Here is a 24,915-nt window from a genome sequence, read left to right as displayed (position 1 = left end):
CAACGGAGACGGTCCGGATGTTCAGCAAGGATCTCGAAGTCACCATCGGCCAGTGCTACAAGCAGGCCCGCGAGCAGCGCCACGAATTCATGACGGTGGAGCACCTGCTGCTCGCGCTCACCGAAAACCAGTCCGCCCTGGGCGCGCTGCGCGCCTGCGGCGTGGACCTGCCGCGGCTCAGCGCCGACCTGGAACGGATCATCGCCGAGACGGTGCCGGTGCTGCCGCACGGCGACGAGCGCGACACCCAGCCCACGCTGGGCTTCCAGCGCGTGCTGCAGCGGGCCGTCTACCACGTGCAGTCCTCCGGGCGGAAGGAGGTCACCGGCGCCAACGTGCTGGTGGCGATCTTCGGCGAGAAGGATTCCCACGCGGTGTACTTCCTGCACCAGCAGGAGATCACCCGGCTCGACGTGGTCAACTACATCTCGCACGGCATCGCCAAGATCGGCGACGAGCCGAGCGGCCCTGCGGCCGGCGAGCGCGAAGGCGAGGAGGGCGGCGAGCCGAAGGGCAACCCGCTCAACGAGTACGCCAGCAACCTCAACGAGCTGGCGCTGGAAGGCAAGATCGATCCGCTGATCGGCCGCACCGACGAGATCGAGCGCACCATCCAGGTGCTGTGCCGCCGCCGCAAGAACAACCCGCTCTACGTCGGCGAGGCCGGCGTGGGCAAGACCGCGCTGGCCGAGGGCCTGGCCAAGCGCATCGTCGACGGCGAGGTGCCCGAGGTGCTGGAAAGCGCCACCATCTGGTCGCTGGACCTGGGCGCGCTGGTGGCCGGCACCAAGTACCGCGGCGATTTCGAGAAGCGCCTGAAGGCGGTGATCGCCCAGCTCAAGAAGCAGCCCGGCGCGATCCTGTTCATCGACGAGATCCACACCATCATCGGCGCCGGTTCCGCCTCGGGCGGCACCATGGACGCCTCCAACCTGATCAAGCCGATGCTGGCCTCGGGCGAGCTGCGCTGCATCGGCTCGACCACCTTCCAGGAGTTCCGCGGCATCTTCGAGAAGGACCGCGCGCTGGCGCGGCGCTTCCAGAAGATCGACGTGGTCGAGCCCACCGTGGCCGACAGCATCGAGATCCTCAAGGGGCTCAGGAGCCGCTTCGAGGAGCACCACAACGTGGCCTACACCAACGAGGCGCTGAAGGCCGCGGTGGACCTTTCGGTCAAGCACATCCCCGACCGCCTGCTGCCGGACAAGGCGATCGACGTGATCGACGAGGCTGGCGCTCGCCAGCGGCTGCTGCCGGAGGGCGAGCGCACCGGCAAGGTGGACGTGCCCGAGGTGGAATACATCGTCGCCAAGATGGCGCGCATCCCGGCCAAGCAGGTCTCGGCGTCCGACCGCGACGTGCTGAAGAACCTGGAACGCAACCTCAAGATGGTGGTGTTCGGCCAGGATCCGGCGATCGAGGCGCTGGCCGCCTCGATCAAGATGGCCCGCTCGGGCCTGGCCGATCCGTCCAAGCCGATCGGCTGCTTCCTGCTCGCCGGCCCCACCGGCGTGGGCAAGACCGAGGTGACCAAGCAACTGGCGATGCAGCTCGGCATCGAGATGATCCGCTTCGACATGTCCGAGTACATGGAGGCGCACTCGGTGTCGCGGCTGGTCGGCGCGCCTCCGGGCTACGTCGGCTTCGACCAGGGCGGCCTGCTGACCGAGGCGGTGACCAAGCACCCGCACGCGGTGTTGCTGCTGGACGAGATCGAGAAGGCGCACCCGGACGTGTTCAACATCCTGCTGCAGGTAATGGACCGCGGCGTGCTCACCGACACCAACGGCCGCGAGGCCAACTTCAAGAACGTGGTGGTGGTGATGACGACCAATGCCGGCGCCCAGCAGGCCTCGCGCCGCACCATCGGCTTCGTCACCCAGAACCACGCCACCGATGCGATGGAAGTGATCCGGCGCAGCTTCACGCCCGAGTTCCGCAACCGGCTGGACGCGATCATCCAGTTCAACCCGCTGGACTTCGACCACATCCTGCGCGTGGTCGACAAGTTCCTGATCGAGCTGGAGGCGCAGCTGACCGAGAAGCACGTCAGCCTGGACGTGGATGCCGAGGCGCGGCGCTGGCTGGCCGAGCACGGCTTCGACCCGCAGATGGGCGCGCGCCCGATGGCGCGGGTGATCCAGGAGAAGGTGAAGCGCGCGCTGGCCGACGAGCTGCTGTTCGGCAAGCTGGCCGAGGGTGGCAAGGTGACGCTGGGCGTGCGCGACGGCGAGCTGCTGGTCACCACCGAGGCGGCGGAAAAGCTGCCGGCCGTGGTGGACTGAACATGGGCGCCCCTGCGCGGGAGGCAGGGGCGAAGACAAGGAGGCGGGAGCCGCCCACGAAAAAGGCCGCGCATCGCGCGGCCTTTTTCCATGCACCGGAACCTACTTCATGCGGTAGGTGATCCGGCCCTTGGTGAGGTCGTACGGGGTCATCTCCACCTTGACCTTGTCGCCGGTCAGGATGCGGATGTAATGCTTGCGCATGCGACCGGAAATGTGGGCGATGATCACGTGCCCGTTTTCCAGTTGCACACGGAACATGGTATTGGGCAGGGTCTCCTGGACCGTGCCTTCCATTTCAATGACGTCGTCTTTGGCCATGCGTTCCGGTCGGTGCGATCACGGCCGTCGTGGCCGCGTAAGCGGGCGATTATGGCACGTCCGTGGCGATGGTTAAAGAATCATCAGCCGAAATGCTCGTCCAGCTTGCGCCGGATCTCCTGCTCGACCATGCCCTTGAGCGGCGACAGCATCATGCCCAGCTCCGCGCTGACGTGGATTTCGTCGCTGCCGACCGCGATCGCGCCGTTCACCCCGGGCCGGGAGAAGCGCAGGGTGTCGCCCTGCCACTGGCCTTCCATGCCGAACTTCTCGCGCATGCGGGCCGCGACCTGGTCGATCACGCCGCGGGCTTCGGCCAGCGGCAGGTGGTGCGGACGGCGGATGTCGATCTTTGGCATGGGTACTCCGGGTGGGCCAATTTGGAATGCGGCGCCACATCTTAGAGCCTGTCCCGGATATCCAGGTATTCCCACACGAAGCGTCATCCCGGCGGCTCTCAACGGCCGCAGGGCCGGTCAAGCTGGGATCCGGCGTCTTTGAGCTTTGAAGCATCGAGCCATTGGATGCCTGCTTGACCAGCCCTTCGGCTGTTGAAAAGCGCCTCGCAGGAACGGCGGGAAAGGTGGCTGGACCGACGGATGGATTGGGCTCTTTTAGAGCCTGCCGATGGCTGGGGCCCCTCTGCGAGCGCCATTGGGTGGCGGATGGACGGTCGAGGCGCAACGCCGGCGCCCTGTGCGCGCTCTAGCGAAAGCAGCCTTGGCCGTGCGCAAGCCGCCCGGCCACAGGGCATTCGGAGCACAGGCGGCCCGGAGCGCCCGTGGCGCATCGATGCGGCGCATGCATCTGCTAGAGTCCGGCCGTCAATCGACTGGTTCACAGATGCGCATCGAGTTTCCCAATTCGCCCCGTGAGGATTTTCGCTGGACGCAGGTGCTGCTGCGCATCGGCAGTGCCCCCGACAACGACCTGGTCGTGGCCGCCCACCAGGCCGCCGCGCACCACCTGCGCATCCAGCAGGACCGGCGCGGCTGGGTGCTGCAGGTGATGCCGTCGTGCGGACGCGTCTACGTGAATGCGCGGCCGGTGCGCGAGCGCGCCCTGCTGCGGCCGGGCGATGCCCTGAGCGTGGGCGATTGCCGCATGCTGCTGTGCGCCGACGAATCGCCCCTGGAGCGCGACCCGTCGTCCTTCCACGGGCCGGGCAACTGCACGGTGGCGCTGCGCGCGGTCGCCGGTCCGCTCTCGGGCCGGGTGCTGCCGCTGCACGACCGGCTGGAGCTCGGGCCGCAGGGCAGCCAGCCGCTGGAGCTGCCGCAGGGGGAGTCGGGCACGCTGAAACTGTTCTGGCTGGACGGCCGGTTGCGCCTCGAAACCGATCCGTCGACGGGCCATCCGCTGCGGCTCAATGGCGTGGTCGTGCGGGAGGCGGCCCTGCAACCCGGCGACCAGCTCGGCATCGGCATGCATCGCTTCGTCGTCGATGCGCCAGGGCTGGTGCCCACGCCGGCGATCGCCGTGCCGGCGCCGGCACCCGAGCACTTGCCGGAAGAGGCGGCCGGGCCGCGCGGGGAAGTGTGGTGGCTGATCGCCACCGCGGCGGTGCTGGCGCTCGGCATTGCCTTGATGCTGCTGGTCCGTTTCTAGCGAAACCGTTGTTGACGGCTGCTTGCTGCGGTGCGGCATAATGCCGTGATCGCCATCACCGGGAAGTCGTCCTTGAGCAGGGTCTGGAATTTCAGCGCGGGACCGGCGGCGTTGCCGCAGGCGGTGCTCGAGCGGGCGCAGCGCGAGCTGCTGGACTGGAACGGCAGCGGCGCCTCGGTGATGGAGCAGTCGCACCGCGGCAAGCGCTTCATCGCGATGGCCGCGCAGGCCGAGGCCGACCTGCGCGGGCTGCTGGCGATTCCCGAGACCTATGCAGTGCTGTTCCTGCAAGGCGGCGCCACCCAGCATTTCGCGCAGATCCCGATGAACCTGGCCGGTACCGGCGACAGTGCCGACTACGTCGTGAGCGGCCACTGGAGCGCCAAGGCGGCGGGCGAGGCGGCACCCTACGTGCGGGTGAACGTGGCCGCCAGCAGCGCCGCCGACGACTACCTGCAACTGCCGCCGCGCGAGCAATGGCAGCTCGATCCGCGCGCGGCCTACGTGCACTACACGCCCAACGAGACGATCCACGGCGTGGAGTTCCACGACGTCCCCGAGGTCGGCGAGGTGCCGCTGGTGGCGGACATGTCGTCCAACATCCTCTCCGGCCCGCTGGATGTCGGCCGTTTCGGGCTGATCTATGCCGGCGCGCAGAAGAACATCGGCCCGTCCGGGCTGGTGGTGATGATCGTCCGCCGCGACCTGTTGCAGCGCGCGACGCGGCCGATGGCGCGCATCTTCAGCTATGCCGCGCAGGCGGCGGCCGATTCGATGCTCAATACGCCCAATACCTGGGGCTGGTACCTGGCCGGGCTGACCTTCCAGTGGCTGAAGGAGCAGGGCGGCCTGGAGCGCATCGCCGCGGCCAACCGGGCCAAGGCCGGGCTGCTCTACGAGGCCATCGACGGTTCCGGCGGCTTCTACCGCAACCCGGTGGCGCCGCCGTCGCGCTCGCGCATGAACGTGCCGTTCACCCTGCACGACGGCGCGCTGGACGCGGCCTTCCTGCAGGAGTCGGAGGCCGCCGGGCTGCTGGCCCTGAAGGGGCACAAGGCGCTGGGCGGCATGCGCGCGTCCCTCTACAACGCGGTGCCGCTGGAGGCGGTGCAGGCGCTGGTGGCGTTCATGCGCGACTTCGCGGCGCGGCACGGCTGAGCCGCCGGACGGGCGGTTCGTCTTCTTTTCGGGCACTATGGACGGCGGTTTGGACTTCTTTACGCCTAGGCTTCCATTGCATGACTGATACCAAAGCCTCGCTGGGGCAGGTGCGCGACCGCATCGACAGCATCGACCGGCAGATCCAGGAGCTGATCTCCGAGCGCGCCAACTGGGCGCAGGAAGTGGCGCGGGTGAAGGGCGAAGGGCTTTCCGCGATCGACTACTACCGTCCCGAGCGCGAGGCGCACGTGCTGCGCATGGTGGTGGACCGCAACCACGGCCCGCTGTCCGATACGGAGATGGTGCGGCTGTTCCGCGAGATCATGTCGTCCTGCCTGGCGCAGGAAGACCCGCTCAAGGTCGGCTTCCTCGGCCCCGAGGGCACCTTCAGCGAGCAGGCGGTGCGCAAGCATTTCGGCCATGCCGCCTACGGCCTGCCGCTGGGCAGCATCGAGGAGGTGTTCCAGGAGGTCGCCGCCGGCCATGCCGACTTCGGCGTGGTGCCGGTGGAGAACTCGGGGCAAGGCATGATCCAGGTGACCCTGGACATGTTCCTCACCTCCGACGCCCGCATCTGCGGCGAGGTCGAGCTGCGCGTGCACCAGTGCCTGCACTCGCTGGCCGGCGAGCTGGGCGACATCAAGCGGGTCTATGCGCATGCGCAGTCGCTGCAGCAGTGCAAGACCTGGCTGCGCCTCAACCTGCCGGACGTGGAGTGCATCGCGGTGAGCAGCAATGCCGAGGCCGCGCGGCTGGTGCGGCACGCCGGCGACGCGGCGGCGATCGCCGGCGAGACCGCGGGCAAGATCTACGGCCTCAAGACGCTGGCGAACGCGATCGAGGACCGCGCCGACAACACCACCCGCTTCCTGGTGATCGGGCGCAGCCTGTTCCCGCCCTCCGGCAACGACCGCACCTCGCTGCTGGTCACCGTGAACGACAAGCCGGGCGCGCTCTACGACGTGCTGAGCCCGCTCGCCAAGCACGGCGTCAGCATGAACCGCATCGAATCGCGCCCTGCGCATACCGGCAAGTGGCAATACGCGTTCTTCATCGACGTGTCCGGGCATATCCACGACGAGGCGGTGCAGACCGCGGTGCAGGAGATCGACCAGTCGGCGGGTTCGGTGCGGGTGCTGGGCTCCTACCCGGTGGCGCTGCCGTGAGGGCGGCGACGGGCAGGGAGCGGCACGCATGAGCCGCCTGGACTGGGACAGCCGCCGCGGGCGGCCGTTGCACGGCAGCGTGCGCATCCCCGGCGACAAGTCGGTTTCGCACCGCGCCCTGATGCTGGCGGCTCTCGCCGAGGGCCGTTCGCACATCCGCGGCTTCCTGGAAGGCGAGGACACCCGCGCCACCGCCGCGGCGCTGGCGCAGATGGGCGTGCGCATCGACGCGCCTGCCGCCGGCGAGCGGGTGGTGCACGGCGTGGGCCTGCACGGCCTGCGCGCGTCGGCGCAGCCGCTGGACTGCGGCAACGCCGGCACCGGCATGCGCCTGCTCGCCGGCCTGCTGGCGGGGCAGGCGTTCGACAGCACCCTGGTCGGCGACGCCTCGCTGTCGAAGCGGCCGATGCGCCGGGTCACCGACCCGCTGGCGCGGATGGGCGCGCGGATCGATACGCAGGACGGCCTGCCGCCGCTGCGTGTGCATGGCGGCCAGCGGTTGCAGGGCATCCGCTACGAACTGCCGGTGGCCAGCGCACAGGTGAAATCCGCGCTGCTGCTGGCCGGCCTGTACGCTGCCGGCGACACCGAGGTGGTCGAGCCGCATCCGACCCGCGACTACACCGAGCGCATGCTGGCGGCCTTCGGCTGGCCGATCGCGTTCGAGCCGGGGCGCGCGAAGCTGGAAGGCGGCCACGCGCTGCATGCCACCGACGTCGACGTGCCGGCGGATTTTTCCTCCGCGGCGTTCTTCCTGGTGGCCGCCAGCATCGTGCCGGGCTCCGCGCTGCGCCTGCCCGGGATCGGGCTGAATCCGCGCCGCACCGGCCTGCTGCAGGCGCTACGGCTGATGGGCGCGGACATCGCCATCGAGAATCCGCGCGAGAGCGGCGGCGAACCCGTCGGCGACCTGGTGGTACGCCATGCGCCGCTGCACGGCGTCGAGCTGCCCGTCGCGCTGGTGCCGGACATGATCGACGAGTTTCCCGTGCTGTTCATCGCCGCGGCCGCGGCCCGCGGCCGTACCGTCATCCGCGGGGCCGCCGAGCTGCGGGTCAAGGAATCGGACCGGATCGCGGCGATGGCCGCCGGCCTGCGCGCGCTCGGCGTGGCGATCGAGGAAACGCCGGACGGCGCGGTCATCGACGGCGGCCCGATCGGCGCCGGCACGGTGGAAAGCCTGACCGACCATCGCATCGCGATGAGCTTCGCGGTGGCCGGGCTGGTCGCGGACGGCCCGGTGCGGATCGTCGATTGCTTCCACGTCGCCACCTCGTTTCCCGGCTTCATGGAACTGGCCAACGGCTGCGGGTTCGCAATCGCGCCGGCAGGCTGAGCGCGGGCTCGTCTGCCGGCGGCGCAGCGGTTAGGCTTGCGCGATCCAGTACGAGGTCGCCATGTCCGCTCCGCTGCCCCCTTTCATCGTCGCCATCCCGGCCCGCTACGGCTCGACCCGGTTGCCGGCCAAACCGCTGCGCGAGATCGCCGGCGTGCCGATGGTGGTGCGCGTGGCGCAGCGCGCCTTGCAGGCGGGCGCGGCGCAGGTGGTGGTGGCGGTGGACGATCCGCGCATCGCCGATGCGCTGGCCGGGCAGGGCGTCGAGGTGTGCATGACCCGCAGCGACCACGCCTCCGGCAGCGACCGGCTGGCGGAGTGCGCCGCGCACTACGGCTGGCCGGACGATGCCATCGTGGTGAACCTGCAGGGCGACGAGCCGTTCGCGCCGCCGGCCGGCATACGCGAAGTGGCGCTGGCGCTGGCGGACAGCGACGCGCCGATGGCCACCCTGGCCGCGCCGGTCAGCGACGCGGACGAACTGTTCGATCCGAACGTGGTGAAGCTCGTGCGCGCAGGCAACGGTCACGCGCTGTACTTCAGCCGGGCACCGCTGCCATGGGCGCGCGACGCCTTCGCCGCGGACCGGAAAACCCTGCCGGCCGGCCTGCCGTTCCTGCGCCACATCGGCATCTATGCCTATCGCGCCGGCTTCCTCCAGCAATACGCCCGCCTGCCGCGCACGCCGCTGGAACAGGCCGAATCGCTCGAACAACTGCGCGTGCTGGAGCACGGCTACGCCATCGCCGTGCGCATGACGCCTGAACCGTTTCCGCCCGGGATCGACACCCAGGCCGATCTGGAACGCGCCGAACGGTGGCTAGCGGCGCAGGCTTGATAGAATCGGCCGCATGCAGCCATCCCAGTCGCCGCCGTCGTTCGATGGCAAGGCTTTCGTCCATACCCTGACCAGCTCGCCCGGCGTCTATCGCTATTTCGACGCCGACGGCGAGCTGCTGTACGTGGGCAAGGCAGGCAACCTGAAGAAGCGCGTCGGCAGCTACTTCCTCAAGCCGCGGATGGAGCCGCGCATCGCCGCGATGGTGTCGCAGATCGCGCGTTGCGAGATCACCGTGACGCGTACCGAGGGCGAGGCGCTGCTGCTCGAGTCGCAACTGATCAAGTCGCTCAAGCCGCGCTACAACATCCTGCTGCGCGACGACAAGAGCTATCCGTACATCTACCTTTCCAGCGGCGAGGAATACCCGCGGCTGGCTTTCCACCGCGGCGCACGCAACCTGCCGGGGCGCTTCTTCGGGCCGTACCCGAGCACGTTCGCCGTGCGCGAGAGCCTCAACCTGATGCAGAAGCTGTTCAAGGTGCGCCAGTGCGAGGACAGCTATTTCCGCAACCGTTCGCGGCCTTGCCTGCAGCACCAGATCGGCCGCTGCACGGCGCCGTGCGTGCGGCTGATCTCGGTGGACGACTACCGCAGCGACGTGCGCCATGCGGAGATGTTCCTCGACGGGCGCAGCAGCGCGGTGATCGACGAACTGGCCGGCGCCATGGAGCAGGCCAGCGCATCGCTGCAGTTCGAGCGCGCCGCCGCCCTGCGCGACCAGGTGGCCGCGCTGCGGCAGTTGCAGGCGCAGCACCACGTGCAGGGCGCCAGCGCCGACATGGACGTGGTCGCGGTGTGCATCGAGTCGGGCATGGCCTGCGTCAGCGTGCTGTTCTTCCGCAACGGGATCAGCCTGGGCACCCGCGACTTCTTCCCGCGCCTGCCGCTGGATGCCGAGCCGGCCGACGTGCTGGCGCAGTTCCTGGCGCAGTACTACCTGGACCGCCCGGTGCCGCGCGAGCTGATCCTCGGTGAGGCGATCGCCGACCAGGCGATCCTGGCCGAGCTGCTGGCGCAGCAGTCCGGGCATGCGGTGGAGCTGAAGTCGAGCGTGCGCGGCGAACGCGCGCGCTTCCTGCAGATGGCCCGGCGCAACGCGCAGGCTTCGCTGACCTCGCGGCTGGCCAGCCGGCAGACCCTGGGCACGCGCTTCGACGACCTGCGGAAGGTGCTGGGGCTTGCGGAGATGCCGCGCCGGATCGAGTGCTTCGACATCAGCCACACGCGCGGCGAGGCCACCGTGGCCTCCTGCGTGGTATTCGGCCCGGAGGGACCGGAGAAATCGCACTACCGCCGCTTCAACATCGCCGGGATCACCCCGGGCGACGACTACGCGGCGATGCACCAGGCCTTGACCCGGCGTTTCCGCAAGGTGGCCGAAGGGGAGGGCGCGCGTCCCGACGTGCTGCTGATCGACGGCGGCGGCGGGCAGGTGGCGCAGGCGCTGGACGTGCTGCGCGAACTCGGCGTGAGCGGCATCGAGGTCGTCGGCGTCGCGAAGGGGCCGGGCCGGCGCGCGGGCGAGGAGACCCTGGTGCTGGCCGGCTCGGGACGCGAGATCCACCCCGGTTCGGCGTCGCCGGCCTTGCACCTGGTCGCGGCAGTCCGCGACGAGGCGCATCGGTTCGCGATCAGCGGCCATCGCAAGCGGCGCGAAAAGGCGCGCGAGCGCAGCGTGCTGGAAGACGTGCCGGGCATCGGCGCGCGCCGCCGCACGGCGCTGCTCAAGACTTTCGGCGGGCTGGCCGGCGTGGAAGGAGCGGGCATCGAGGAGCTGATGCGCGTGAAGGGCATCGACCGCGGCCTGGCCGAGCGCATTTATGCGGCCCTGCATGCCTGAAGCCGCCGGCGAAGCGTGAGACACTGGCAAAAAACCAAGAGAACCCCGATGCGCATCAACCTGCCGACCTGGCTGACCCTGTTCCGCGTGGCACTGCTGCCGGTGATGGTGCTGGTGTTCTACCTGCCGTTCCGCGGCCACAACATCACGGCGGCGGTGGTCTTCGTCCTCGCGGCGGTGACCGACTGGCTCGACGGCTACCTCGCGCGCCGGCTCGACATGACCTCGGCCTTCGGCGCCTTCCTCGACCCGGTCGCCGACAAGCTGATGGTCGCGGTGACCCTGTTCCTGCTGGTCCAGTCGCATCCGGGGGGCTGGCCCGGCATCGTGATGGCGGTGACCGCGGCGATCATCGTCGGACGCGAGATCAGCGTCTCCGCGCTGCGCGAGTGGATGGCGGAAATCGGCATGCGCGCCACCGTCAAGGTCGCCTTCATCGGCAAGCTCAAGACGGCGATGCAGATGATCGCGCTGGTCGTGCTGATCGTGCAGCACGACGCCAATACCTTGCGGCTGTACCACGTCGGCGAGGCCCTGCTGGTGATCGCGGGCGTGCTGACCATCTGGTCGGGCCTGCACTACCTGCGCGCGGCGTGGCCGGCCCTGCGCGGCGAACCGCCGCAGGCGTGATCCGCCGTCGCACGATCGTCGCGCGCAGGGCTTGACGATCGGCAATCGCGTATTAGAATGCGCGACTCCGATGCGGGAATAGCTCAGTTGGTAGAGCACGACCTTGCCAAGGTCGGGGTCGCGAGTTCGAGTCTCGTTTCCCGCTCCAGTCTTGGAAGAAGCCCCGGCCAAGCCGGGGTTTCTTCGTTTCGGGGCGACCGGTGCCAGCTGCCGGCCGCATCCGTTGAAGTGGCGGCGTGAGCCCCCATATACTTCAAATGCTGACCAGCTCTTTCCCCGGGGGTGTCCTGGCTTCGACGGGGGTAGTGAGATGGCTTGGTGCATGCCGAGGGGGCAGCTTTCCTCGTTAATCCAGCCGCAAACTCATAGTTGCCAACGACGACAACTACGCTCTGGCCGCTTAAGGCTTAGCCCCGAACCCACTTGTGCCTGTGCTCGTGGATGTAGGGTCATTATCACGGGATCGCCGAAGACTGCCGCCTGCCGGTCTCAGGTCAAATCAAGCGGGCTGGTTCTCCGGTGCGCTTCGCACACCGTGCTGCCGGGGAACGAGATCCAACGGTGAGCTAAGCATGTAGTACCGGGCGTCAAGCGCCTTCGGACGCGGGTTCGACTCCCGCCACCTCCACCAATACGCCGCCCAGCGGCATCCAGAAAAGGCCGGAAAGCCCAGCAGCATCGGGGCTTCCGGCCTTTTCTTTGCCCGATGCGTTCCGCAGGGCCAGGCCCGTGGATACCTTCTGCATCGATGCCCTCCCTGCTCGAACTGGCGGCTTCCGCATGCCTGGGGCAGCATGGCGGGTCCGGGAACGCAGCGCGATCTGAAGCCGTTCTTCACATCGGACGCCGGATACTGGAGCGAGACTGATCCGCAAGCACGGGGGACGCCATGGCGACTGCGGCACTTTTCGATGCGGCCGATGCCGGGCTGCTGGCACGGATCGACGCCTACTGGCGCGCCGCGAACTATCTGTCGGTGGGGCAGATCTACCTGCGCGGCAATCCCCTGCTGCGCACGCCGCTCACGCTCGACCACGTCAAGCGCATGCTGCTGGGGCACTGGGGGACGACGCCCGGGCAGAACTTCATCTACGCGCATCTGAACCGCGCGATCCGGCGGTACGACCTGGACATGATTTATCTTTCGGGGCCCGGTCACGGCGGGCCCGCGGTCGTCGCCAATGCCTATCTCGAAGGAACCTACAGCGAGGTCTACCCGGAGATCGGGCGCGACGAGCAGGGCCTGCAGCGGCTGTTCAAGCAGTTCTCGTTCCCGGGCGGCATCGCCAGCCACGCATCGCCCGAGTGCCCGGGATCGATCCACGAAGGCGGCGAACTGGGCTACTCGCTGAGCCATGCCTTCGGGGCGGTGTTCGACAATCCGGAGCTGATCGCTGCCTGCGTCGTCGGCGACGGCGAGGCGGAGACCGGGCCGCTGGCGACCGCGTGGCATTCGAACAAGTTTCTCGATCCGGTGCACGACGGCGCCGTGCTGCCGATCCTGCACCTGAACGGCTACAAGATCGCCAACCCGACCGTGCTCGCGCGCATCCCGCGCGACGAGCTCGAACAGTTGCTGCGCGGCTACGGCTGGGCGCCGCACTTCGTGGAAGGCAGCGAGCCCGGGCCGATGCACGCGGCGATGGCCGCGACGCTGGATACGGTCGTGGCGCGGATCCGGGAGATCCAGCATCACGCACGGGAGCAAGGCGTTTCGCAACGCCCCCATTGGCCGATGATCGTGCTGCGGTCGCCGAAAGGATGGACCGGGCCACGCTTCGTCGATGGCCGCCCCATCGAGGGCACGTTCCGGTCGCACCAGGTTCCGCTGCCGGTGTCCGCGTCGAGTCCGCCGGAGCACCTGCAGCAACTGGAAGCGTGGCTGCGCAGCTATCGGCCGGAGGAACTGTTCGACGAACAGGGCCGCCTGCGCCCCGAGCTGGCCGAACTCGCGCCCGCCGGGCCGCGGCGCATGAGCGCGAACCCGCACGCGAACGGCGGCTTGCTGCTGCGCGATCTGCGGATGCCCGACTTCCGCAACTACGCGGTGGACGTGCCGGCGCCGGGCGTGCGGGGCATCGGCGATACGCGCAACCTCGCCCCGTTCCTGCGCGACGTGCTGCGGCTGAACCAGGAGCCGTGCAACTTCCGCATCTTCGGGCCCGACGAGACCGTTTCGAACGGCCTGCAGGCCGTTTTCGACGCCACCGATCGCCAATGGGAGGCGGCGACGCTGCCGGATGACGAGTTCCTGGCGACGCGGGGGCGCGTCGTCGAGGTGCTCAGCGAGCACCAGTGCGAAGGCTGGCTGGAAGGCTACCTGCTGACCGGCCGGCACGGGCTGTTCAACTGCTACGAGGCCTTCATCCATATCGTCGACTCGATGTTCAACCAGCATGCGAAGTGGCTGAAGATGACCGCCGCGATACCGTGGCGCCGCCCGATCGCCTCGCTCAACTACCTGCTCGCCTCGCACGTCTGGCGGCAGGACCACAACGGCTTCACGCACCAGGATCCGGGCTTCATCGACCACGTCGCCAACAAGAAGGCGGAAATCGTCCGCGTCTACCTGCCGCCGGACGCGAACTGCCTGCTCTCGGTGATGGACCACTGCCTGCGCAGCCGGCACTACGTCAACGTCGTGGTGGCCGGCAAGCACCCGGCGCCGCAATGGCTGGACATGCCGGCGGCGGTCCGGCATTGCAGCCGGGGCATCGGCATATGGCAGTGGGCGAGCAACGACCAGGGCGGCGAGCCCGACGTGGTGATGGCTTGCGCGGGCGACGTGCCGACCCTGGAAACGCTCGCCGCGGTATCGCTGCTGCGCGAGCACCTGCCGGCGTTGCGCGTGCGGGTCGTCAACGTGGTCGACCTGATGAAGCTGCAATCGCCGAGCGAGCATCCGCACGGGCTCGACGACGTCGGCTTCGACCAGTTGTTCACCGTCGACCGGCCGGTCATCTTCGCGTTCCACGGCTACCCGACGCTGGTCCACCGCCTCACGTACCGGCGCAGGAACCACGACAACCTGCACGTGCACGGCTACCGGGAAGAGGGCACGATCACCACGGCGTTCGACATGACCGTGCTGAACCGGCTCGACCGCTTCCACCTCGTCATCGACGTGATCGACCGCCTGCCGCACCTGGGCGAGCGCGGCGTCTACCTGAAGCAGTGGCTGCAGGACCGGTTGGTTGCCCACCGGCAGTACATCGACGAGAACGGCGAGGACATGCCGGAGATCCGCGAATGGACGTGGAGCGGCCAGGCCGCGGCATGACGATAAGGGCCGGGACGCTGCGCCGCCGGCGATGAAGGCAGGCTTGCGTCTCCGTCAGCGGGGCGCCTTCGCGACCAGCTCGCATGCGTGCGATGCCATGATCCATTCCTCGTTGGCCGGTTCGACGGCGACGACGACGCGGCTTGCCGGCGTCGAGACGAGCGGCTCGTTGCGGGCATTGGCGGCGGCATCAAGCTCGACACCCAGGTAGCGAAGCCCGTGGCAGACCCGGTCGCGGATCGCGGCATTGTGCTCGCCGATGCCTGCGGTGAAGGCGAGCAGGTCGAGGCCGCCGAGCACCGCGACCAGCGCACCGATCTCGCGCACGATACGGCGCACGTAGAGGGCGAGCGCCGCGCGGATGCGCTCGCCGGTGCCGTCGTCGCGCGCCTCCTGGGCCAGCAGCACGCCCGGATCCGACGAGACGCCGGAGATGCCGAGCAGGCCGGACCGGTGATACAGCATGTCGCCGACTTCGGCGAGCGTCAGCTTTCCGGTTTCCATCAGGTAGATCACCGCGCCGGGGTCGAGCGCGCCGCAGCGCGTTCCCATCATCAGGCCGTCGAGCGCCGAGAAGCCCATCGTGGTGGCGACGCTTTCCAGCCGGTGCATCGCGCACAGACTGGCGCCGCTGCCGAGATGGGCCACGATCACGCGCCCCCTGGCGGCGTCGCCGTGGCGTTCGGGCAGCGCGATCGACTGGTATTCGTACGAGAGGCCGTGGAAGCCGTAGCGGCGCAGCCCGCGTTCCCATGCGGACCACGACAGCGGCAGCATCCGCTCGACCTGCGGCAGGGTGCGGTGGAACGCGGTATCGAAGCACGCCACCTGCACCGGCGCCGGGCGCGCCTGCATCAGTGCCTCGATCGCTTCCAGCGCGAACGGCTGGTGCAGCGGCGCCAGCGGCACGTAGCTCCTGAGGTCGGCGAGCACGGCGGCATCGATGCGTACCGGCTCGAAATACTTGCTGCCGCCGTGCACGACGCGATGGGCGACCGCGGCGAGGCGCGCGCCGCCGAGCCGGTCGCGGACGCGCTCGCGGATATGGTCGAGCGCGGCATGCTGGGAGCGGCCGGCTTCGCGGCCGAGCGGAACCGCGTCGGTGCCGGCCTCGACGTAGCGCGCACCGGGTGTATCGATGCCGTCGATCCTGCCGCTCCAGTCCGGCCCGCGCGGGAGCGGCGTCCGGCCTGCATCGAACAGCGCGAACTTGATGCTGGACGAACCGCAGTTGAGCGCGAGGATCCACTCACTCATGGCAGGCTTCCCGCGGAAGCGCGGTACTTCGTGGGTGCCCAAGCCTGCGCTCCCGCGGCCGGTTTCGCCAGTGGCCGGCGCCCGCTAGTCGTGGAACCCCTTCTTGATGTCCCTCATCTGGTCGTGGCCGTTGCGCACCGACGTATACGCGTCGGAAATGACGGCCATCGTGCCCGGCGACACATCCTTGTCCTTCATGGCGTTCTCGAACTTCGACTTGATGTGGTCCTCGCCGCGCTCGACCTCGTCCACCACCGCCTTGTTGTCGTTGGAGGTGAGGCTGGTGCGCAGATTCACGAACATGCGGTGCGCGGAGGCCAGCACCGTGCCTTCTTCCTCGGGCTCTCCGCCCAGCTCGCGGACGCGTTGCTGCAGGGTCGTGGCCACCTGCCGGCGTTCGAGCGAGCGATCCCGGAACAGCGCGACGAGCGCATCGCTCTTGGCGTCCTTGGCCGCCTCGGCATAGCCGTCGGCGCTGTCCAGGGTGGTTTCGACGAGGCTGTTGAGGGTCTTGATGTCGTGGTCGTTTTGCATCGGTTCTCCTTGGGCGCCGTCGAAGGCGTCCCTATCGGGTGAAAGAGGGGAGTTGCCGCGAAGCCATTGGATGCGATCGGGCGTGACGGCCGCGAAACGGTTTCGTTCAAGTGCGCTGCACGAGGTCGCGGTAGAGGTCGCCACGATGACGTCATCGCCGCTCATCGCCACCGGCTGACCCGCGCTGCCCTTGCCTACGCCTCCTGCACGGCCTGCTGACAAGCGCAGGCGAATACTGCGGGCGCACGTACTGAACGGAGAGAGCCCATGGGCAGCCCCCACCGACCCGGACCCGGTACCGACCCCCAGCGCGCCGACCCGCCGGGAAAATCCGATGAGGCCGGCCCGGAGGAACAGGGCGTGGGCCCGGCTCCCGGCCGGCCGAAGAACGCCCCGCCGCGGATACCCGGCCAGTTGCGCGATCCGGACGAAGGCGGCGGTGCGGAAAGGGAGGGGGAAACGGATGACGCAGGCGAAGCGGGGGACGACCGTCGCAACGACAGTGTGGAGCAGCCGTCCGAAGGCGGTTCGCGTCGCGCCTGAGGCGGTGCGACGCCGGCACGCCCGTTCCGGCGCGACGCCGCTCCGCAGCGCCCGTGTCCGCGGTGTCCAGCCGGCGCCCCGGGCCTGATGCGCAGGCTTCCCGCACCGCTGCGTGTGGTGGCATGGGTCTTGGGCGGCCTGTACGTCCTCTATCTGGTCGCGGGCAACGTCCTCGTCAACAGCAGCCGGGCGCGTGCCGAGCTCAACCGCAAGCCGCAGACCATCCAGGTGCAATGGTCGTGGGCGTGGACGGCCTGGCCCGGACAGATCGACGTGCACGGGCTGCGCCTGCACGGACACGCCCGCCAGTTGCTGTGGAGCGCGCAGGGCGAGCGCGCGTGGGGACGGGTTCGGCTGTGGCCGTTGTTTCGCCGCGAGCTGCGATTCGCCCCGATCCGCGCGTATGCCGTCGCGGTGGACGTGCAGCCGACCGTGGCGGACCGCAAGCCTCCGCCCTGGCGCAGCGACGCCTGGCGCGTCACCTTCGACGGCATCCGGACGTCATCGCTGCGCCGCGTCCGGCTGGGCGACCTGGTGGCCGAGGGTCATGGCGAGGGCGAGGTGGGCTTCACCCATCAGCTTCGCGGCGGGCCCACCCGCGTGTTTCCGTCGCGCGTGGCGATGTCCGATGCCCGGCTGGATTACCGCCAGCAGCCGTTGCTGCGGCGCGCGGACGTGGATCTGCGGTTCGCGGTGGATGCGTTCACGCACGAACGGCCCGCCGGCTGGCGCAAGGCGGAGCGCGCCAGCGGACGGTTGAGCGTGGCCGGCGACACGCCGCCGTTCATGCCGCGGCCCGCGCGCGCGGCGTCGGCCGGGCAGGGCATGGCCGCGGGCCGGCTGAAGCTGGACATCCCGTTCGATCACGGCAGCCTGCTGCCGGGCGGCAGCGTGCAATGGGATGGCCCGATGGCCAGCCTGGAGACCGACGGCACGCTGCGGCCGCATCGCGCCCACGCGGGCCTCGAGATGGGACCCGATGCCGTGACCCTGCGCGCGCAGGTGGCGCCGGCCGCCGGCGGCGCGGGCACGACGGCGCAGGACGGCGGCGAGCTGCGCCTGCGTTTCGCCAGCCGTCGTCTGCTGCCGCTGCGCCCCTTCGCCGACGCGGTGAAGCTGCTCTCGGGCACGGCCCGGTTCCGCTGGCATTTCGCCTCGCTGGACTGGCTGACGCCGCTGCTTCTTTCCAAGCCGTGGCTGCATCTGGACGGCGCCGGCGAGGTCGCAGGCTCGCTGCGGCTGGAGGCGGGGACGCTGATGCCGGGCAGCCGGGTGGAGGTGCCGGAGGTGGCGCTGGGCGCCCGCATCCTGGGCAAGCTGTTCACCGGCAAGGCGCACGCGCTCGCCAGCGTCGACGACGCTCCCGCCGGCGGCAGCCTGGCGATGAGCCTTTCCGCGGATCGCTTCGCGCTGGCCCCCGATGCGGCCTCCACGCCCTATCTGCGCGGGCGCGGGCTGCGGCTGGACATGCAGTCGTCGCGCGACCTGGCCCGGTTCCGCGACGCCTTCGCCGCGCGGCTGCGTTTTACCGATGCGGACGTTCCCGACCTGCGCGCCTACAACCCCTACCTGCCCGGCAGGAGCTTGAATTTCCTCTCCGGCCGCGGCCGGATGAGCACGGACATCCGCATCGACGGCAAGGGCGACGTCAACGCCGGCCGGATGCAGGTGAGCAGCAGCGGCGCGTGGCTTGCCGTGGGGCCATCGCGGTTGTTCGGCAACCTGCATATGGATACCAGGCTCACCGCTTCCCGGCGCGCGGGGCACGCCTACGACCTGGATCGCCTGACCCTGATGCTGGACGGCATCCGCGTGGCCGGATCGCGAGATCCGCCCTGGTGGGCCCGCTTCACCATCCGGCACGGCCGCCTCGACTGGGACCGGCCGATGCGGTTGCGGGGCAACGCCACCATGGTGATGAAGGACGTCAGCCTGCTGCTGTCGCTGTTCGCCGAGCGCAATGCCTTTCCCAAGTGGATCGCGCGGGTGATCGACGACGGCCAGGCCACGGCCCATGCCGAGGTCGATGCCCGCCGCGGCGATTTCGTGCTCGACCGGCTGTCGGCCAGCAACAAGCGCGTCGATCTGTCCGCCCATCTGCGCGTGCGCGACGGCATCCCCGACGGCGCGCTCTACGTGCGCTGGGGCGTGCTGGGCCTCGGCGTAGGGTTGTCCGGGGGACAGCGCGATTTCCACCTGCTGCATGCCGCGCGCTGGTATCGGTCGCAGCCGGACCTGCTGTCGCCCGCAGACGAGCCGTGAACGGCCCATGCGGTCCGTCCGGATGCCTGTCCTTGCGTCACGATGCGGACGGCGGCTACGGCGCCGGATAGGGTTCCCGTTTCAGCAGCGAGGCAAGGTGCGCCGCATTGCTGGCGAGGGTGCGGATGGTGCCGGCGAGCGGTTTCGGCGTGTCCTGCAGGTCGATGTAGTCGACGCTGCCCATCGCCTCGCCGACCCAGTACGCGGAGCTGCCCGCCGGCAGGGTGAAGCCCACGTCGGCCAGCGCCTGGTAGAGCTCGGCCGTGACGTGGTGGGCGCCATCCTCGTTGCCCACCACGCCCGCCATGGCGACCCGGCCGAAGGTGGGATAGCGGCCCTGTTCGTCGATCTCGTCCAGGAAGGCGTCCATGCGTTCCAGCACGCGCTTGGCGATGCTCGATGGCTGGCCCATCCAGATGGGCGTGGCGAGCACGAGGATGTCGGCGTCGAGCAGTTGCCGGCGCAGCGCCGGCCAGGCGTCGCCGTCGCCCTCGTCGGCCTTCACGCCCGGCTTGACGTCGTGCTCGACGACGCGGGTGGAGGACACCTCGACGCCGTGCCCGCGCAGCGCGTGCAGGAGCTGGTCGAGCAGCTTCTGGGTGGACGAGGCTTGCGGCCCGCGCTTGAGCGTGCAGTTCATGCCGAACGCGCGCAGTGGCCGCGATGCCCGGGTGCCGTGCTTTTCCATCGCCGTGCCTTGCAGCCTGGGTGGGGGCCGTGGAGACTACGCGGGTGGTCGTCGTCCCACGATGAAAGCGTCGTCCAAGGGACGGCCCGATGCAGGTGCGCCTTGGAAGAGGAAGCCGTCTATCCGCGTTTCGCCCATTGTGGCCGCACCTACGTCTACGTGCTTCCCTGCCGCGACGAGGACATGCTGAAGATCGGCTTCTCGCATGACCCGCTGGACCGCTTCCGTACCCTGCACCGGCGCTTCTTCCGCTTCTTCGACCTGGACCGCGGCCTGCTCATCCAGACCGATCGCCTGCGCGATGCGCGCCGCATCGAACGGCTGTTCCTGGAGGCGTTCGCCGAATACCGGGCGCCGGCGCCGCTGGCCGTGCGCGAGGCCGCGGCCGGGCACACCGAATGGCTCCGCGGCGCCTCGGCGGCGGCGGAGGCGCTGGCGCGGGAAACCTGCGCCAGGCAGGGCTTCGTCCTGCACGCGCCGCTGGGCGCGTGGCTTCGCGACCAGTTCGCCGAACGCGCCGCGCTGCTCTACGGCTGGTCGGAACGGCTGTTCGACGCGCTCGAATACGAATACTTCAACGTGCCCGCCGCGGCGCGCAGCGGCCACGCCGGAAGGGCGCTGCGCGAGACGCTGGACGCCTGCGAGGCGCTGGGCATGGACCTGAAGTCGCTGGTGCCGCCGCAGGTGCTGGCGTGGTATCGCAGCAGCGACTACTTCGGCACGCGCTGAGCCGCCGGCGTCAGGACGTCTTGCCGCCGCCGGCCCGGGTGCCGGTGCAGGCCGGGTGGCCGCACTGGCATTCCCCGGGTTCGCTGGTGGTCGGCGATTCCACGCGCTTGCGGCAATGCCCGCTGCAACAGGCCTCGCCTCCGGGCACGGTGCAGCGGCATGCCGGATGGCCGCAGCGCTGGTTGCTGGACGTGTTCATTCGATGCTCTTCGTTTCGCTCATACCGCATGCGCCGCGAAGGCGCCTGGCGGTTGCGTCGCTTCAAGGCGGCCTGCAGCTTCTGCGCCATTTCCAGGTGGGGCTTCGGGACCGGCAGGGTCGCTTCGGCAAAGGTGTGTGCCTGGGGGGCGCGCATCCGGCTGGCCTCGTCGGTGAACAGGGCGACGGCCTTCGGTGGTCGCCGACCATCGCGGCAGCCCAGGCCCGGTCGAACTTCGCCGCATCCTGGCCCCCATGCGGGCTGCGCAGGCATGGGGGCCGGGAAGAGGGGACTCGTGCCGGTGGTCGAGGACGATGACGTGGTGTGCCACATCGTGGTCGGGGTCCTGCGCCAATTGGGCCATGCGGCACTGGAGGCGGGCGACGGCGAGGCGGGCGACGGCGGCGCTCGAATCGAACGAGGACGTCCGCCTGCTGGTCACCCGACATCGGCCTGCCGGGAATGAGCGGCCGCGCCCTCGCGGACGCGGCGCGCGAAAGGCGGCCAAGGCCGTAGATCCTCCCTATGACCGCCATGCCTCCGCGCCGGGAGGGTTCCGCCCGGGTCATCGAACTGATCGCCAAGCCGTTCAGCGTGGACGCGTTGGCCGCCCGCCGGCGCAAGATGCCCGGCTGGGCCGGCGCATCGTCACCGGCGGCATCAGCCGTAGCGACGGGAAGGCGCAGGCATCCGCAGCAGGTCCTCCACCGCCTTCTCCAACGATTTCATGTCCAGCGGCTTGGACATCATGGGAACCCGGGGAAACTGGGCCGCCAGCGCCGACAGGTCGCCGCCTGACATCACCGCGAAGGGCACGCCCTGCTCGATCAGCGCGAGTATCAGCGGGTGCGCGCTTTCGCCGCGCAGGCTCTGTTCGATCAGCGCCGCGTCGAATTCGCTGCTCTCCAGATCGCTGAGCGCATTGACGAGGGAGAGATCGACCAGCACGTCCACTCCCATGTTGCGCAGCGTCTCTTCCACCACCATGGCGACCGCGGGATCGTCCTCGACCACGAGCACGCGCCTTGCCGATTCGAAGGTCATTGTTCGAGCGCTCCAAAGGAACGCCCCCCTTGCGCCACAGTGTAGGCCGCGGCAGGGCGAAAGGGCGAGAGCCTGCATCATGCGGCGGCCGGCTACCTTGCAGGGTTGAGAGAGGGGGCCGGTGGGGACTCTCCGGCGGTGGCGCGCGGGAACGAGGGCTAGACGGAACGCACATCGGGGCTTAACCCGCCGCCCGTCACGCTGCCGTTCCGCCTCCCCACAGCGAGAAATCCCCATGTCCAGCCACGACCGCAAAGACACCAGGCACCCGGCCAGCAGCGGCGACACTGCCAATGCCGAGAACACGCAAGCCCGCCAGCAGCGCAAGGACAAGGAAAGCCACAACCAGGACGAGGCGCTGGAGGAGACCTTCCCGGCCAGCGACCCGGTTTCGCCGTTCATTCCCGCGAAGACCCCGGACATCGGCGCCGCGCGGGATACGGAGGATCATTTCGTCACCTACGAGGGACGAAACTACGACCTGCGCGACCTGCGCAGCCAGATGGACCCCGAGTTGCTGGCCGGTATCGAGCCGGTCGGCAGCGACCAGGATTTCTTCAACGCCTACCTGATCGCCCACACGGAAAAATACGGCGGGCGATTCGAGGTGCACTGATTCGAAGGTGCGGAAGAATGCCCGTCATTCCTGCGCAAGCAGGAATCCGGCGTCTTGATGTCTGATAGAGCAGGGGCACTGGATTCCTGCTTGCGCCGGGATGACGGACGCGAAGCCAGTTGTCCGGTCTTTCTTGAGGGACTGCCCGTCCGAGGCAGATTTGCTCGCCGGCGTAGACAGGCGAATCGAATCCCGGCACGCGCCGGTTATGTGATCGTCGACATTCTCCATGCCCGAACGTCACATTGCGGCCGCTAGTGTCCAGTGGGTCATCGAACTTCGCCGGCTCCGTTGTCCGCATGTTGCCGGCGTCCGCCTTGCCAAGCATGCACGAGGTGCCTATGCAGATCGACCATCCCTGCGCCAACCCCCACTGCGAATGCAAGGTGAAAGGGGCAGGCGACTACTGCAGCGAAGCCTGCGAGCGCCAGGCCGATGCCGGGGCCACGGATCAGCCTTGCGAATGCGGGCATGGCGCCTGCGTCGCGGAGGCGGACGAGGCGCCTTGAAGGACGCACGGCGGATCTCGGCCTGTCGGTGCCCGGAGACGCGACGTGGCCGCCGTCCCTGCAAGCGAACGAATGCGCGATCGCGCACGTGGCCGAATCGCCTCGGCTCGAGGTCCGGCCCTTCCGTGCTTGCGCCGGCTGGCTGCACGTCCAACGCCTTCCTGTGAGTCGCGTCTTGACGGAAGCGTCGCGCGGCTTATCGCAATGCTTCCGCAAGCTGGAACGCCATAGACCAGCGACGAGAACCATGGACCATCGCCAGCCACTTCGACCGATCCCGCGCGTCGGCGCGACCCGCGCGGCAGGAGATCCCGCCCCGCCGCCAGAGCCGCCCCGTCCGCCTTCGCCGCCTTCGCCCGACATCCCGCCGCCCGAGCCGGGTGTTCCGCAGCCGCAGCGGCCGCCCATGACCGATCCGGAGCCACCCGCGCCACCGGTGGGTGATCCGGTGCCGCCGCCGGACCGGCGCCCTCAGGCACCCGGATGACGTCACTGCCGCTCGTGCGTGTGCGTGCCGCATGGCCCGGGCATCGAGTCGGTGGGCATGGAAACCGGAGCAGGCGAGGGCCGTTCCCTTGACTATCAACCTCTCTGAGAACATCGCCGTCCGGCGCAACTCGTTGCCGGGCTGGCCGGCAGCCGCGTGGCCTACATGACGCCGCCGCCGGCGCCGATGTTCTGCCCGGTGATCCATCCCGCGGCGGGACTTGCCAGGAAGGCGGCCAGCGCAGCGACCTCGGACGGCTCGCCGATCCGGCCGAAGGGGGACATCTGCGCCGCCACGGCCCGATCCCTCTCGGGCAGCAGATCGGTATCGGTGAAGCCGGGCAGCACCGCGTTGACCGTGACGTTGCGGGAACCCAGCTCCCTCGACAACGAGCGGACGAACTGTTCCACCGCGCCTTTGCTGCCGAGATAGAGCGAGGTTTCCGCGAACCACATGCGGGTGCCTCCGGTCGAGATCGCGATGATGCGACCGTTGTCGCGGACCCTGGCGGCGGCCTGCTGGAGGGTGAAAAAGGCGCCGCGCACGTTCGTGTCGAACGTGCGGTCGTAATCCTCCAGCGTGACCTCGAGCGCGGGCTTGATGATCGCGGTCGCGGCACTGGCGACGACGATGTCGAGCGGACCGATGCCAGCCTCGGCCTCGTCGAACATCCGGTAGATGTCCTCCATGACCGCGACGTCGGCCTTGATCGCCACGGCCTTGCCACCCTTCGACGCGATCGCCCCGACGACATCGAGGGCGGCCCGTTCGTTTTCGCGGTAATTCACCGCGACGGCCGCGCCGCGCATCGCCAGCGCCTCGGCGATGGCCCGGCCGATGCCGCGCGAGCTGCCGGTTACGAGTGCGTTCCTGCCGTCCAGATCTTTCTCCATGGCTTTTCTCCCAGGTCGTTTTCGCATGGATCGATGGATGGCGCGGCCTATGCCGCGAGCCCGACGGTCTTCCGTTCGGCACGCTGCCTGTTGATCAGGGCGAGCCTGACGCGCGGGTCGAGGGCCTCGTCGGTCACGTGGGCGAGCAGCCGCGGCACGGAGGCGTTGATCTCGTCGTCGGAGGCGAGCGCCATGCCGTGGAAGACGAAGGGGCGCAGATAGGTCATGCCTGTCAGCAGCGCCGTCTGCTGGTAGGGCTTGAGCAGCTCGTCCATGGAGAAATTGTTGAAGTTCCCGGCGTGGTAGCTGTCGGCGGGGCCGCCGGTGGAAGTCGCCAGCAGCAACTCCTTGCCCTTCAGCTTGTCGCCGCCCTGTCCGTAGGCGAAGCCGTCGCTGTAGACCTCGTCGATCCACGCCTTCAGGACGGCCGGCGCGGCGTACCAGTGAAACGGGAACTGCATGACGATGCGGTCGTGCGCCAGCAGAAGGTCGTGTTCCTGTTCGCGCCGGAAGCGCATTTGCGGCCCGCCGACCTGCGCCAGGTCGCGCGCGGTGACGTTCGGCAGTGCGGACAGGGACTCGAACCAAAGGCGGTTGATGCGGGACCGGGCGAGGTCGGGGTGGGCCGCCAAAAGCAGGATTTTCATGGTGAACGTCCTTTCGTTGAACTGGAAGGAACCATAACC

The 24,915-nt window shown here is 69.1% G+C and carries 23 protein-coding genes, 1 tRNA gene and 1 other RNA gene; 15 read left to right on the top strand and 10 right to left on the bottom strand.

Annotation, left to right across the window (positions count from 1 at the left end; all coding sequences use genetic code 11):
- Positions 1-17: 17 nt before the first annotated feature.
- Entirely contained in the window at positions 18-2,285 is a 2,268-nt protein-coding gene (gene clpA / locus ASG87_RS15770; protein WP_056007256.1) for an ATP-dependent Clp protease ATP-binding subunit ClpA, read from the top strand.
- A 102-nt stretch (positions 2,286-2,387) separates the two neighbouring features.
- On the opposite strand, the gene infA is transcribed toward clpA, so the two are convergent.
- Together infA and ASG87_RS15760 are read right to left on the bottom strand one after the other, a co-directional pair.
- Complete coding sequence (gene infA, locus ASG87_RS15765) at positions 2,388-2,606, bottom strand: translation initiation factor IF-1 (RefSeq protein WP_014402653.1); 219 nt, start codon at positions 2,604-2,606, stop codon at positions 2,388-2,390.
- Between the two features lie 83 nt (positions 2,607-2,689).
- Positions 2,690-2,965 (bottom strand): polyhydroxyalkanoic acid system family protein, encoded by a 276-nt coding sequence (locus ASG87_RS15760; RefSeq protein ID WP_056007253.1) that lies wholly within the window; start codon positions 2,963-2,965, stop codon positions 2,690-2,692.
- Between the two features lie 484 nt (positions 2,966-3,449).
- Here ASG87_RS15760 and ASG87_RS15755 point away from each other — a divergent pair, with 484 nt between their 5' ends.
- From ASG87_RS15755 to ssrA, 9 genes are all read left to right on the top strand, one after another.
- Positions 3,450-4,214: an FHA domain-containing protein gene (locus tag ASG87_RS15755; protein WP_056007249.1), complete on the top strand. Its 765-nt coding sequence runs from the start codon at positions 3,450-3,452 to the stop codon at positions 4,212-4,214.
- A 72-nt stretch (positions 4,215-4,286) separates the two neighbouring features.
- Positions 4,287-5,372, top strand: coding sequence for a 3-phosphoserine/phosphohydroxythreonine transaminase (gene serC / locus ASG87_RS15750; RefSeq protein ID WP_056007417.1), 1,086 nt, complete (start codon positions 4,287-4,289; stop codon positions 5,370-5,372).
- Positions 5,373-5,452: 80 nt separating this feature from the next.
- The gene (gene pheA / locus ASG87_RS15745) at positions 5,453-6,541 is read left to right on the top strand and encodes a prephenate dehydratase (protein WP_056007246.1); all 1,089 of its coding nucleotides are present in this window, start codon (positions 5,453-5,455) and stop codon (positions 6,539-6,541) included.
- Positions 6,542-6,569: 28 nt separating this feature from the next.
- Positions 6,570-7,877, top strand: coding sequence for a 3-phosphoshikimate 1-carboxyvinyltransferase (aroA, locus tag ASG87_RS15740; RefSeq protein WP_056007243.1), 1,308 nt, complete (start codon positions 6,570-6,572; stop codon positions 7,875-7,877).
- A gap of 61 nt (positions 7,878-7,938) precedes the next feature.
- Positions 7,939-8,715, top strand: a complete 777-nt coding sequence (gene kdsB, locus ASG87_RS15735) for a 3-deoxy-manno-octulosonate cytidylyltransferase (protein WP_056007240.1) — start codon at positions 7,939-7,941, stop codon at positions 8,713-8,715.
- Positions 8,716-8,728: 13 nt separating this feature from the next.
- On the top strand, positions 8,729-10,558 hold the full coding sequence (uvrC, locus tag ASG87_RS15730) for an excinuclease ABC subunit UvrC (RefSeq protein WP_056007237.1): 1,830 nt from the start codon (positions 8,729-8,731) through the stop codon (positions 10,556-10,558).
- Between the two features lie 48 nt (positions 10,559-10,606).
- Positions 10,607-11,188, top strand: coding sequence for a CDP-diacylglycerol--glycerol-3-phosphate 3-phosphatidyltransferase (pgsA, locus tag ASG87_RS15725; RefSeq protein WP_056007234.1), 582 nt, complete (start codon positions 10,607-10,609; stop codon positions 11,186-11,188).
- A 72-nt stretch (positions 11,189-11,260) separates the two neighbouring features.
- Positions 11,261-11,336 (top strand) — tRNA-Gly (locus ASG87_RS15720).
- A 130-nt stretch (positions 11,337-11,466) separates the two neighbouring features.
- Positions 11,467-11,819: a transfer-messenger RNA gene (ssrA, locus tag ASG87_RS19630) on the top strand.
- On the opposite strand, the gene ASG87_RS20280 is transcribed toward ssrA, so the two are convergent.
- Positions 11,776-11,934 carry a hypothetical protein gene (locus ASG87_RS20280; RefSeq protein WP_157511124.1) on the bottom strand — a complete coding sequence of 53 codons (159 nt, stop codon included), beginning with the start codon at positions 11,932-11,934 and terminating at the stop codon, positions 11,776-11,778. The two genes, ssrA and ASG87_RS20280, sit on opposite strands and share 44 nt — an antisense overlap.
- 143 nt (positions 11,935-12,077) lie before the next feature.
- Here ASG87_RS20280 and ASG87_RS15715 point away from each other — a divergent pair, with 143 nt between their 5' ends.
- On the top strand, positions 12,078-14,468 hold the full coding sequence (locus tag ASG87_RS15715; protein WP_056007231.1) for a phosphoketolase family protein: 2,391 nt from the start codon (positions 12,078-12,080) through the stop codon (positions 14,466-14,468).
- A gap of 54 nt (positions 14,469-14,522) precedes the next feature.
- Here the strand turns inward: ASG87_RS15715 and ASG87_RS15710 are convergent, their stop codons facing one another.
- Complete coding sequence (locus ASG87_RS15710; protein WP_056007228.1) at positions 14,523-15,725, bottom strand: acetate/propionate family kinase; 1,203 nt, start codon at positions 15,723-15,725, stop codon at positions 14,523-14,525.
- A gap of 84 nt (positions 15,726-15,809) precedes the next feature.
- Complete coding sequence (locus tag ASG87_RS15705) at positions 15,810-16,259, bottom strand: PA2169 family four-helix-bundle protein (protein ID WP_056007225.1); 450 nt, start codon at positions 16,257-16,259, stop codon at positions 15,810-15,812.
- 267 nt (positions 16,260-16,526) lie between these two features.
- On the opposite strand from ASG87_RS15705, the gene ASG87_RS20275 reads away from it, so the two are divergent.
- Together ASG87_RS20275 and ASG87_RS15700 are read left to right on the top strand one after the other, a co-directional pair.
- Positions 16,527-16,802, top strand: coding sequence for a hypothetical protein (locus ASG87_RS20275; protein ID WP_157511123.1), 276 nt, complete (start codon positions 16,527-16,529; stop codon positions 16,800-16,802).
- 87 nt (positions 16,803-16,889) lie between these two features.
- The gene (locus ASG87_RS15700; protein WP_157511122.1) at positions 16,890-19,064 is read left to right on the top strand and encodes a hypothetical protein; all 2,175 of its coding nucleotides are present in this window, start codon (positions 16,890-16,892) and stop codon (positions 19,062-19,064) included.
- A gap of 55 nt (positions 19,065-19,119) precedes the next feature.
- On the opposite strand, the gene ASG87_RS15695 is transcribed toward ASG87_RS15700, so the two are convergent.
- Positions 19,120-19,752: an NAD(P)H-dependent oxidoreductase gene (locus ASG87_RS15695; protein ID WP_056007221.1), complete on the bottom strand. Its 633-nt coding sequence runs from the start codon at positions 19,750-19,752 to the stop codon at positions 19,120-19,122.
- Between the two features lie 102 nt (positions 19,753-19,854).
- Between ASG87_RS15695 and ASG87_RS15690 the strand changes: the two genes are divergently transcribed.
- Positions 19,855-20,481: a GIY-YIG nuclease family protein gene (locus tag ASG87_RS15690; RefSeq protein ID WP_056007218.1), complete on the top strand. Its 627-nt coding sequence runs from the start codon at positions 19,855-19,857 to the stop codon at positions 20,479-20,481.
- A 10-nt stretch (positions 20,482-20,491) separates the two neighbouring features.
- Here the strand turns inward: ASG87_RS15690 and ASG87_RS20270 are convergent, their stop codons facing one another.
- Together ASG87_RS20270 and ASG87_RS15680 are read right to left on the bottom strand one after the other, a co-directional pair.
- Complete coding sequence (locus tag ASG87_RS20270; protein ID WP_157511121.1) at positions 20,492-20,836, bottom strand: hypothetical protein; 345 nt, start codon at positions 20,834-20,836, stop codon at positions 20,492-20,494.
- Positions 20,837-21,340: 504 nt separating this feature from the next.
- Positions 21,341-21,724 (bottom strand): response regulator, encoded by a 384-nt coding sequence (locus ASG87_RS15680; RefSeq protein WP_056007212.1) that lies wholly within the window; start codon positions 21,722-21,724, stop codon positions 21,341-21,343.
- A 235-nt stretch (positions 21,725-21,959) separates the two neighbouring features.
- Here ASG87_RS15680 and ASG87_RS15675 point away from each other — a divergent pair, with 235 nt between their 5' ends.
- Positions 21,960-22,340 carry a hypothetical protein gene (locus ASG87_RS15675; RefSeq protein WP_056007209.1) on the top strand — a complete coding sequence of 127 codons (381 nt, stop codon included), beginning with the start codon at positions 21,960-21,962 and terminating at the stop codon, positions 22,338-22,340.
- 1,157 nt (positions 22,341-23,497) lie between these two features.
- On the opposite strand, the gene ASG87_RS15670 is transcribed toward ASG87_RS15675, so the two are convergent.
- Together ASG87_RS15670 and ASG87_RS15665 are read right to left on the bottom strand one after the other, a co-directional pair.
- Positions 23,498-24,229, bottom strand: a complete 732-nt coding sequence (locus tag ASG87_RS15670; RefSeq protein ID WP_056007207.1) for an SDR family oxidoreductase — start codon at positions 24,227-24,229, stop codon at positions 23,498-23,500.
- A 47-nt stretch (positions 24,230-24,276) separates the two neighbouring features.
- Positions 24,277-24,876, bottom strand: coding sequence for an NAD(P)H-dependent oxidoreductase (locus tag ASG87_RS15665; protein ID WP_056007204.1), 600 nt, complete (start codon positions 24,874-24,876; stop codon positions 24,277-24,279).
- Positions 24,877-24,915: the final 39 nt, after the last annotated feature.

It is taken from the genome of Frateuria sp. Soil773 (assembly GCF_001428405.1).
Classification (GTDB): Bacteria; Pseudomonadota; Gammaproteobacteria; order Xanthomonadales; family Rhodanobacteraceae; genus LMSL01.
This window is presented reverse-complemented; position numbering and strand designations above follow the sequence as displayed.

Excerpts from the sequence above, each read along its gene's own strand:
- clpA (WP_056007256.1), top strand. The coding sequence starts at position 18 with ATGTTCAGCAAGGATCTCGAAGTCACCATCGGCCAGTGCTACAAGCAG.
- infA (WP_014402653.1), bottom strand. The coding sequence starts at position 2,606 with ATGGCCAAAGACGACGTCATTGAAATGGAAGGCACGGTCCAGGAGACC.
- ASG87_RS15760 (WP_056007253.1), bottom strand. The coding sequence starts at position 2,965 with ATGCCAAAGATCGACATCCGCCGTCCGCACCACCTGCCGCTGGCCGAA.
- ASG87_RS15755 (WP_056007249.1), top strand. The coding sequence starts at position 3,450 with ATGCGCATCGAGTTTCCCAATTCGCCCCGTGAGGATTTTCGCTGGACG.
- pheA (WP_056007246.1), top strand. The coding sequence starts at position 5,453 with ATGACTGATACCAAAGCCTCGCTGGGGCAGGTGCGCGACCGCATCGAC.
- aroA (WP_056007243.1), top strand. The coding sequence starts at position 6,570 with ATGAGCCGCCTGGACTGGGACAGCCGCCGCGGGCGGCCGTTGCACGGC.
- kdsB (WP_056007240.1), top strand. The coding sequence starts at position 7,939 with ATGTCCGCTCCGCTGCCCCCTTTCATCGTCGCCATCCCGGCCCGCTAC.
- uvrC (WP_056007237.1), top strand. The coding sequence starts at position 8,729 with ATGCAGCCATCCCAGTCGCCGCCGTCGTTCGATGGCAAGGCTTTCGTC.
- pgsA (WP_056007234.1), top strand. The coding sequence starts at position 10,607 with ATGCGCATCAACCTGCCGACCTGGCTGACCCTGTTCCGCGTGGCACTG.
- ASG87_RS20280 (WP_157511124.1), bottom strand. The coding sequence starts at position 11,934 with ATGCAGAAGGTATCCACGGGCCTGGCCCTGCGGAACGCATCGGGCAAA.
- ASG87_RS15715 (WP_056007231.1), top strand. The coding sequence starts at position 12,078 with ATGGCGACTGCGGCACTTTTCGATGCGGCCGATGCCGGGCTGCTGGCA.
- ASG87_RS15710 (WP_056007228.1), bottom strand. The coding sequence starts at position 15,725 with ATGAGTGAGTGGATCCTCGCGCTCAACTGCGGTTCGTCCAGCATCAAG.
- ASG87_RS15705 (WP_056007225.1), bottom strand. The coding sequence starts at position 16,259 with ATGCAAAACGACCACGACATCAAGACCCTCAACAGCCTCGTCGAAACC.
- ASG87_RS20275 (WP_157511123.1), top strand. The coding sequence starts at position 16,527 with ATGGGCAGCCCCCACCGACCCGGACCCGGTACCGACCCCCAGCGCGCC.
- ASG87_RS15700 (WP_157511122.1), top strand. The coding sequence starts at position 16,890 with ATGCGCAGGCTTCCCGCACCGCTGCGTGTGGTGGCATGGGTCTTGGGC.
- ASG87_RS15695 (WP_056007221.1), bottom strand. The coding sequence starts at position 19,752 with ATGGAAAAGCACGGCACCCGGGCATCGCGGCCACTGCGCGCGTTCGGC.
- ASG87_RS20270 (WP_157511121.1), bottom strand. The coding sequence starts at position 20,836 with ATGCGCGCCCCCCAGGCACACACCTTTGCCGAAGCGACCCTGCCGGTC.
- ASG87_RS15680 (WP_056007212.1), bottom strand. The coding sequence starts at position 21,724 with ATGACCTTCGAATCGGCAAGGCGCGTGCTCGTGGTCGAGGACGATCCC.
- ASG87_RS15675 (WP_056007209.1), top strand. The coding sequence starts at position 21,960 with ATGTCCAGCCACGACCGCAAAGACACCAGGCACCCGGCCAGCAGCGGC.
- ASG87_RS15670 (WP_056007207.1), bottom strand. The coding sequence starts at position 24,229 with ATGGAGAAAGATCTGGACGGCAGGAACGCACTCGTAACCGGCAGCTCG.
- ASG87_RS15665 (WP_056007204.1), bottom strand. The coding sequence starts at position 24,876 with ATGAAAATCCTGCTTTTGGCGGCCCACCCCGACCTCGCCCGGTCCCGC.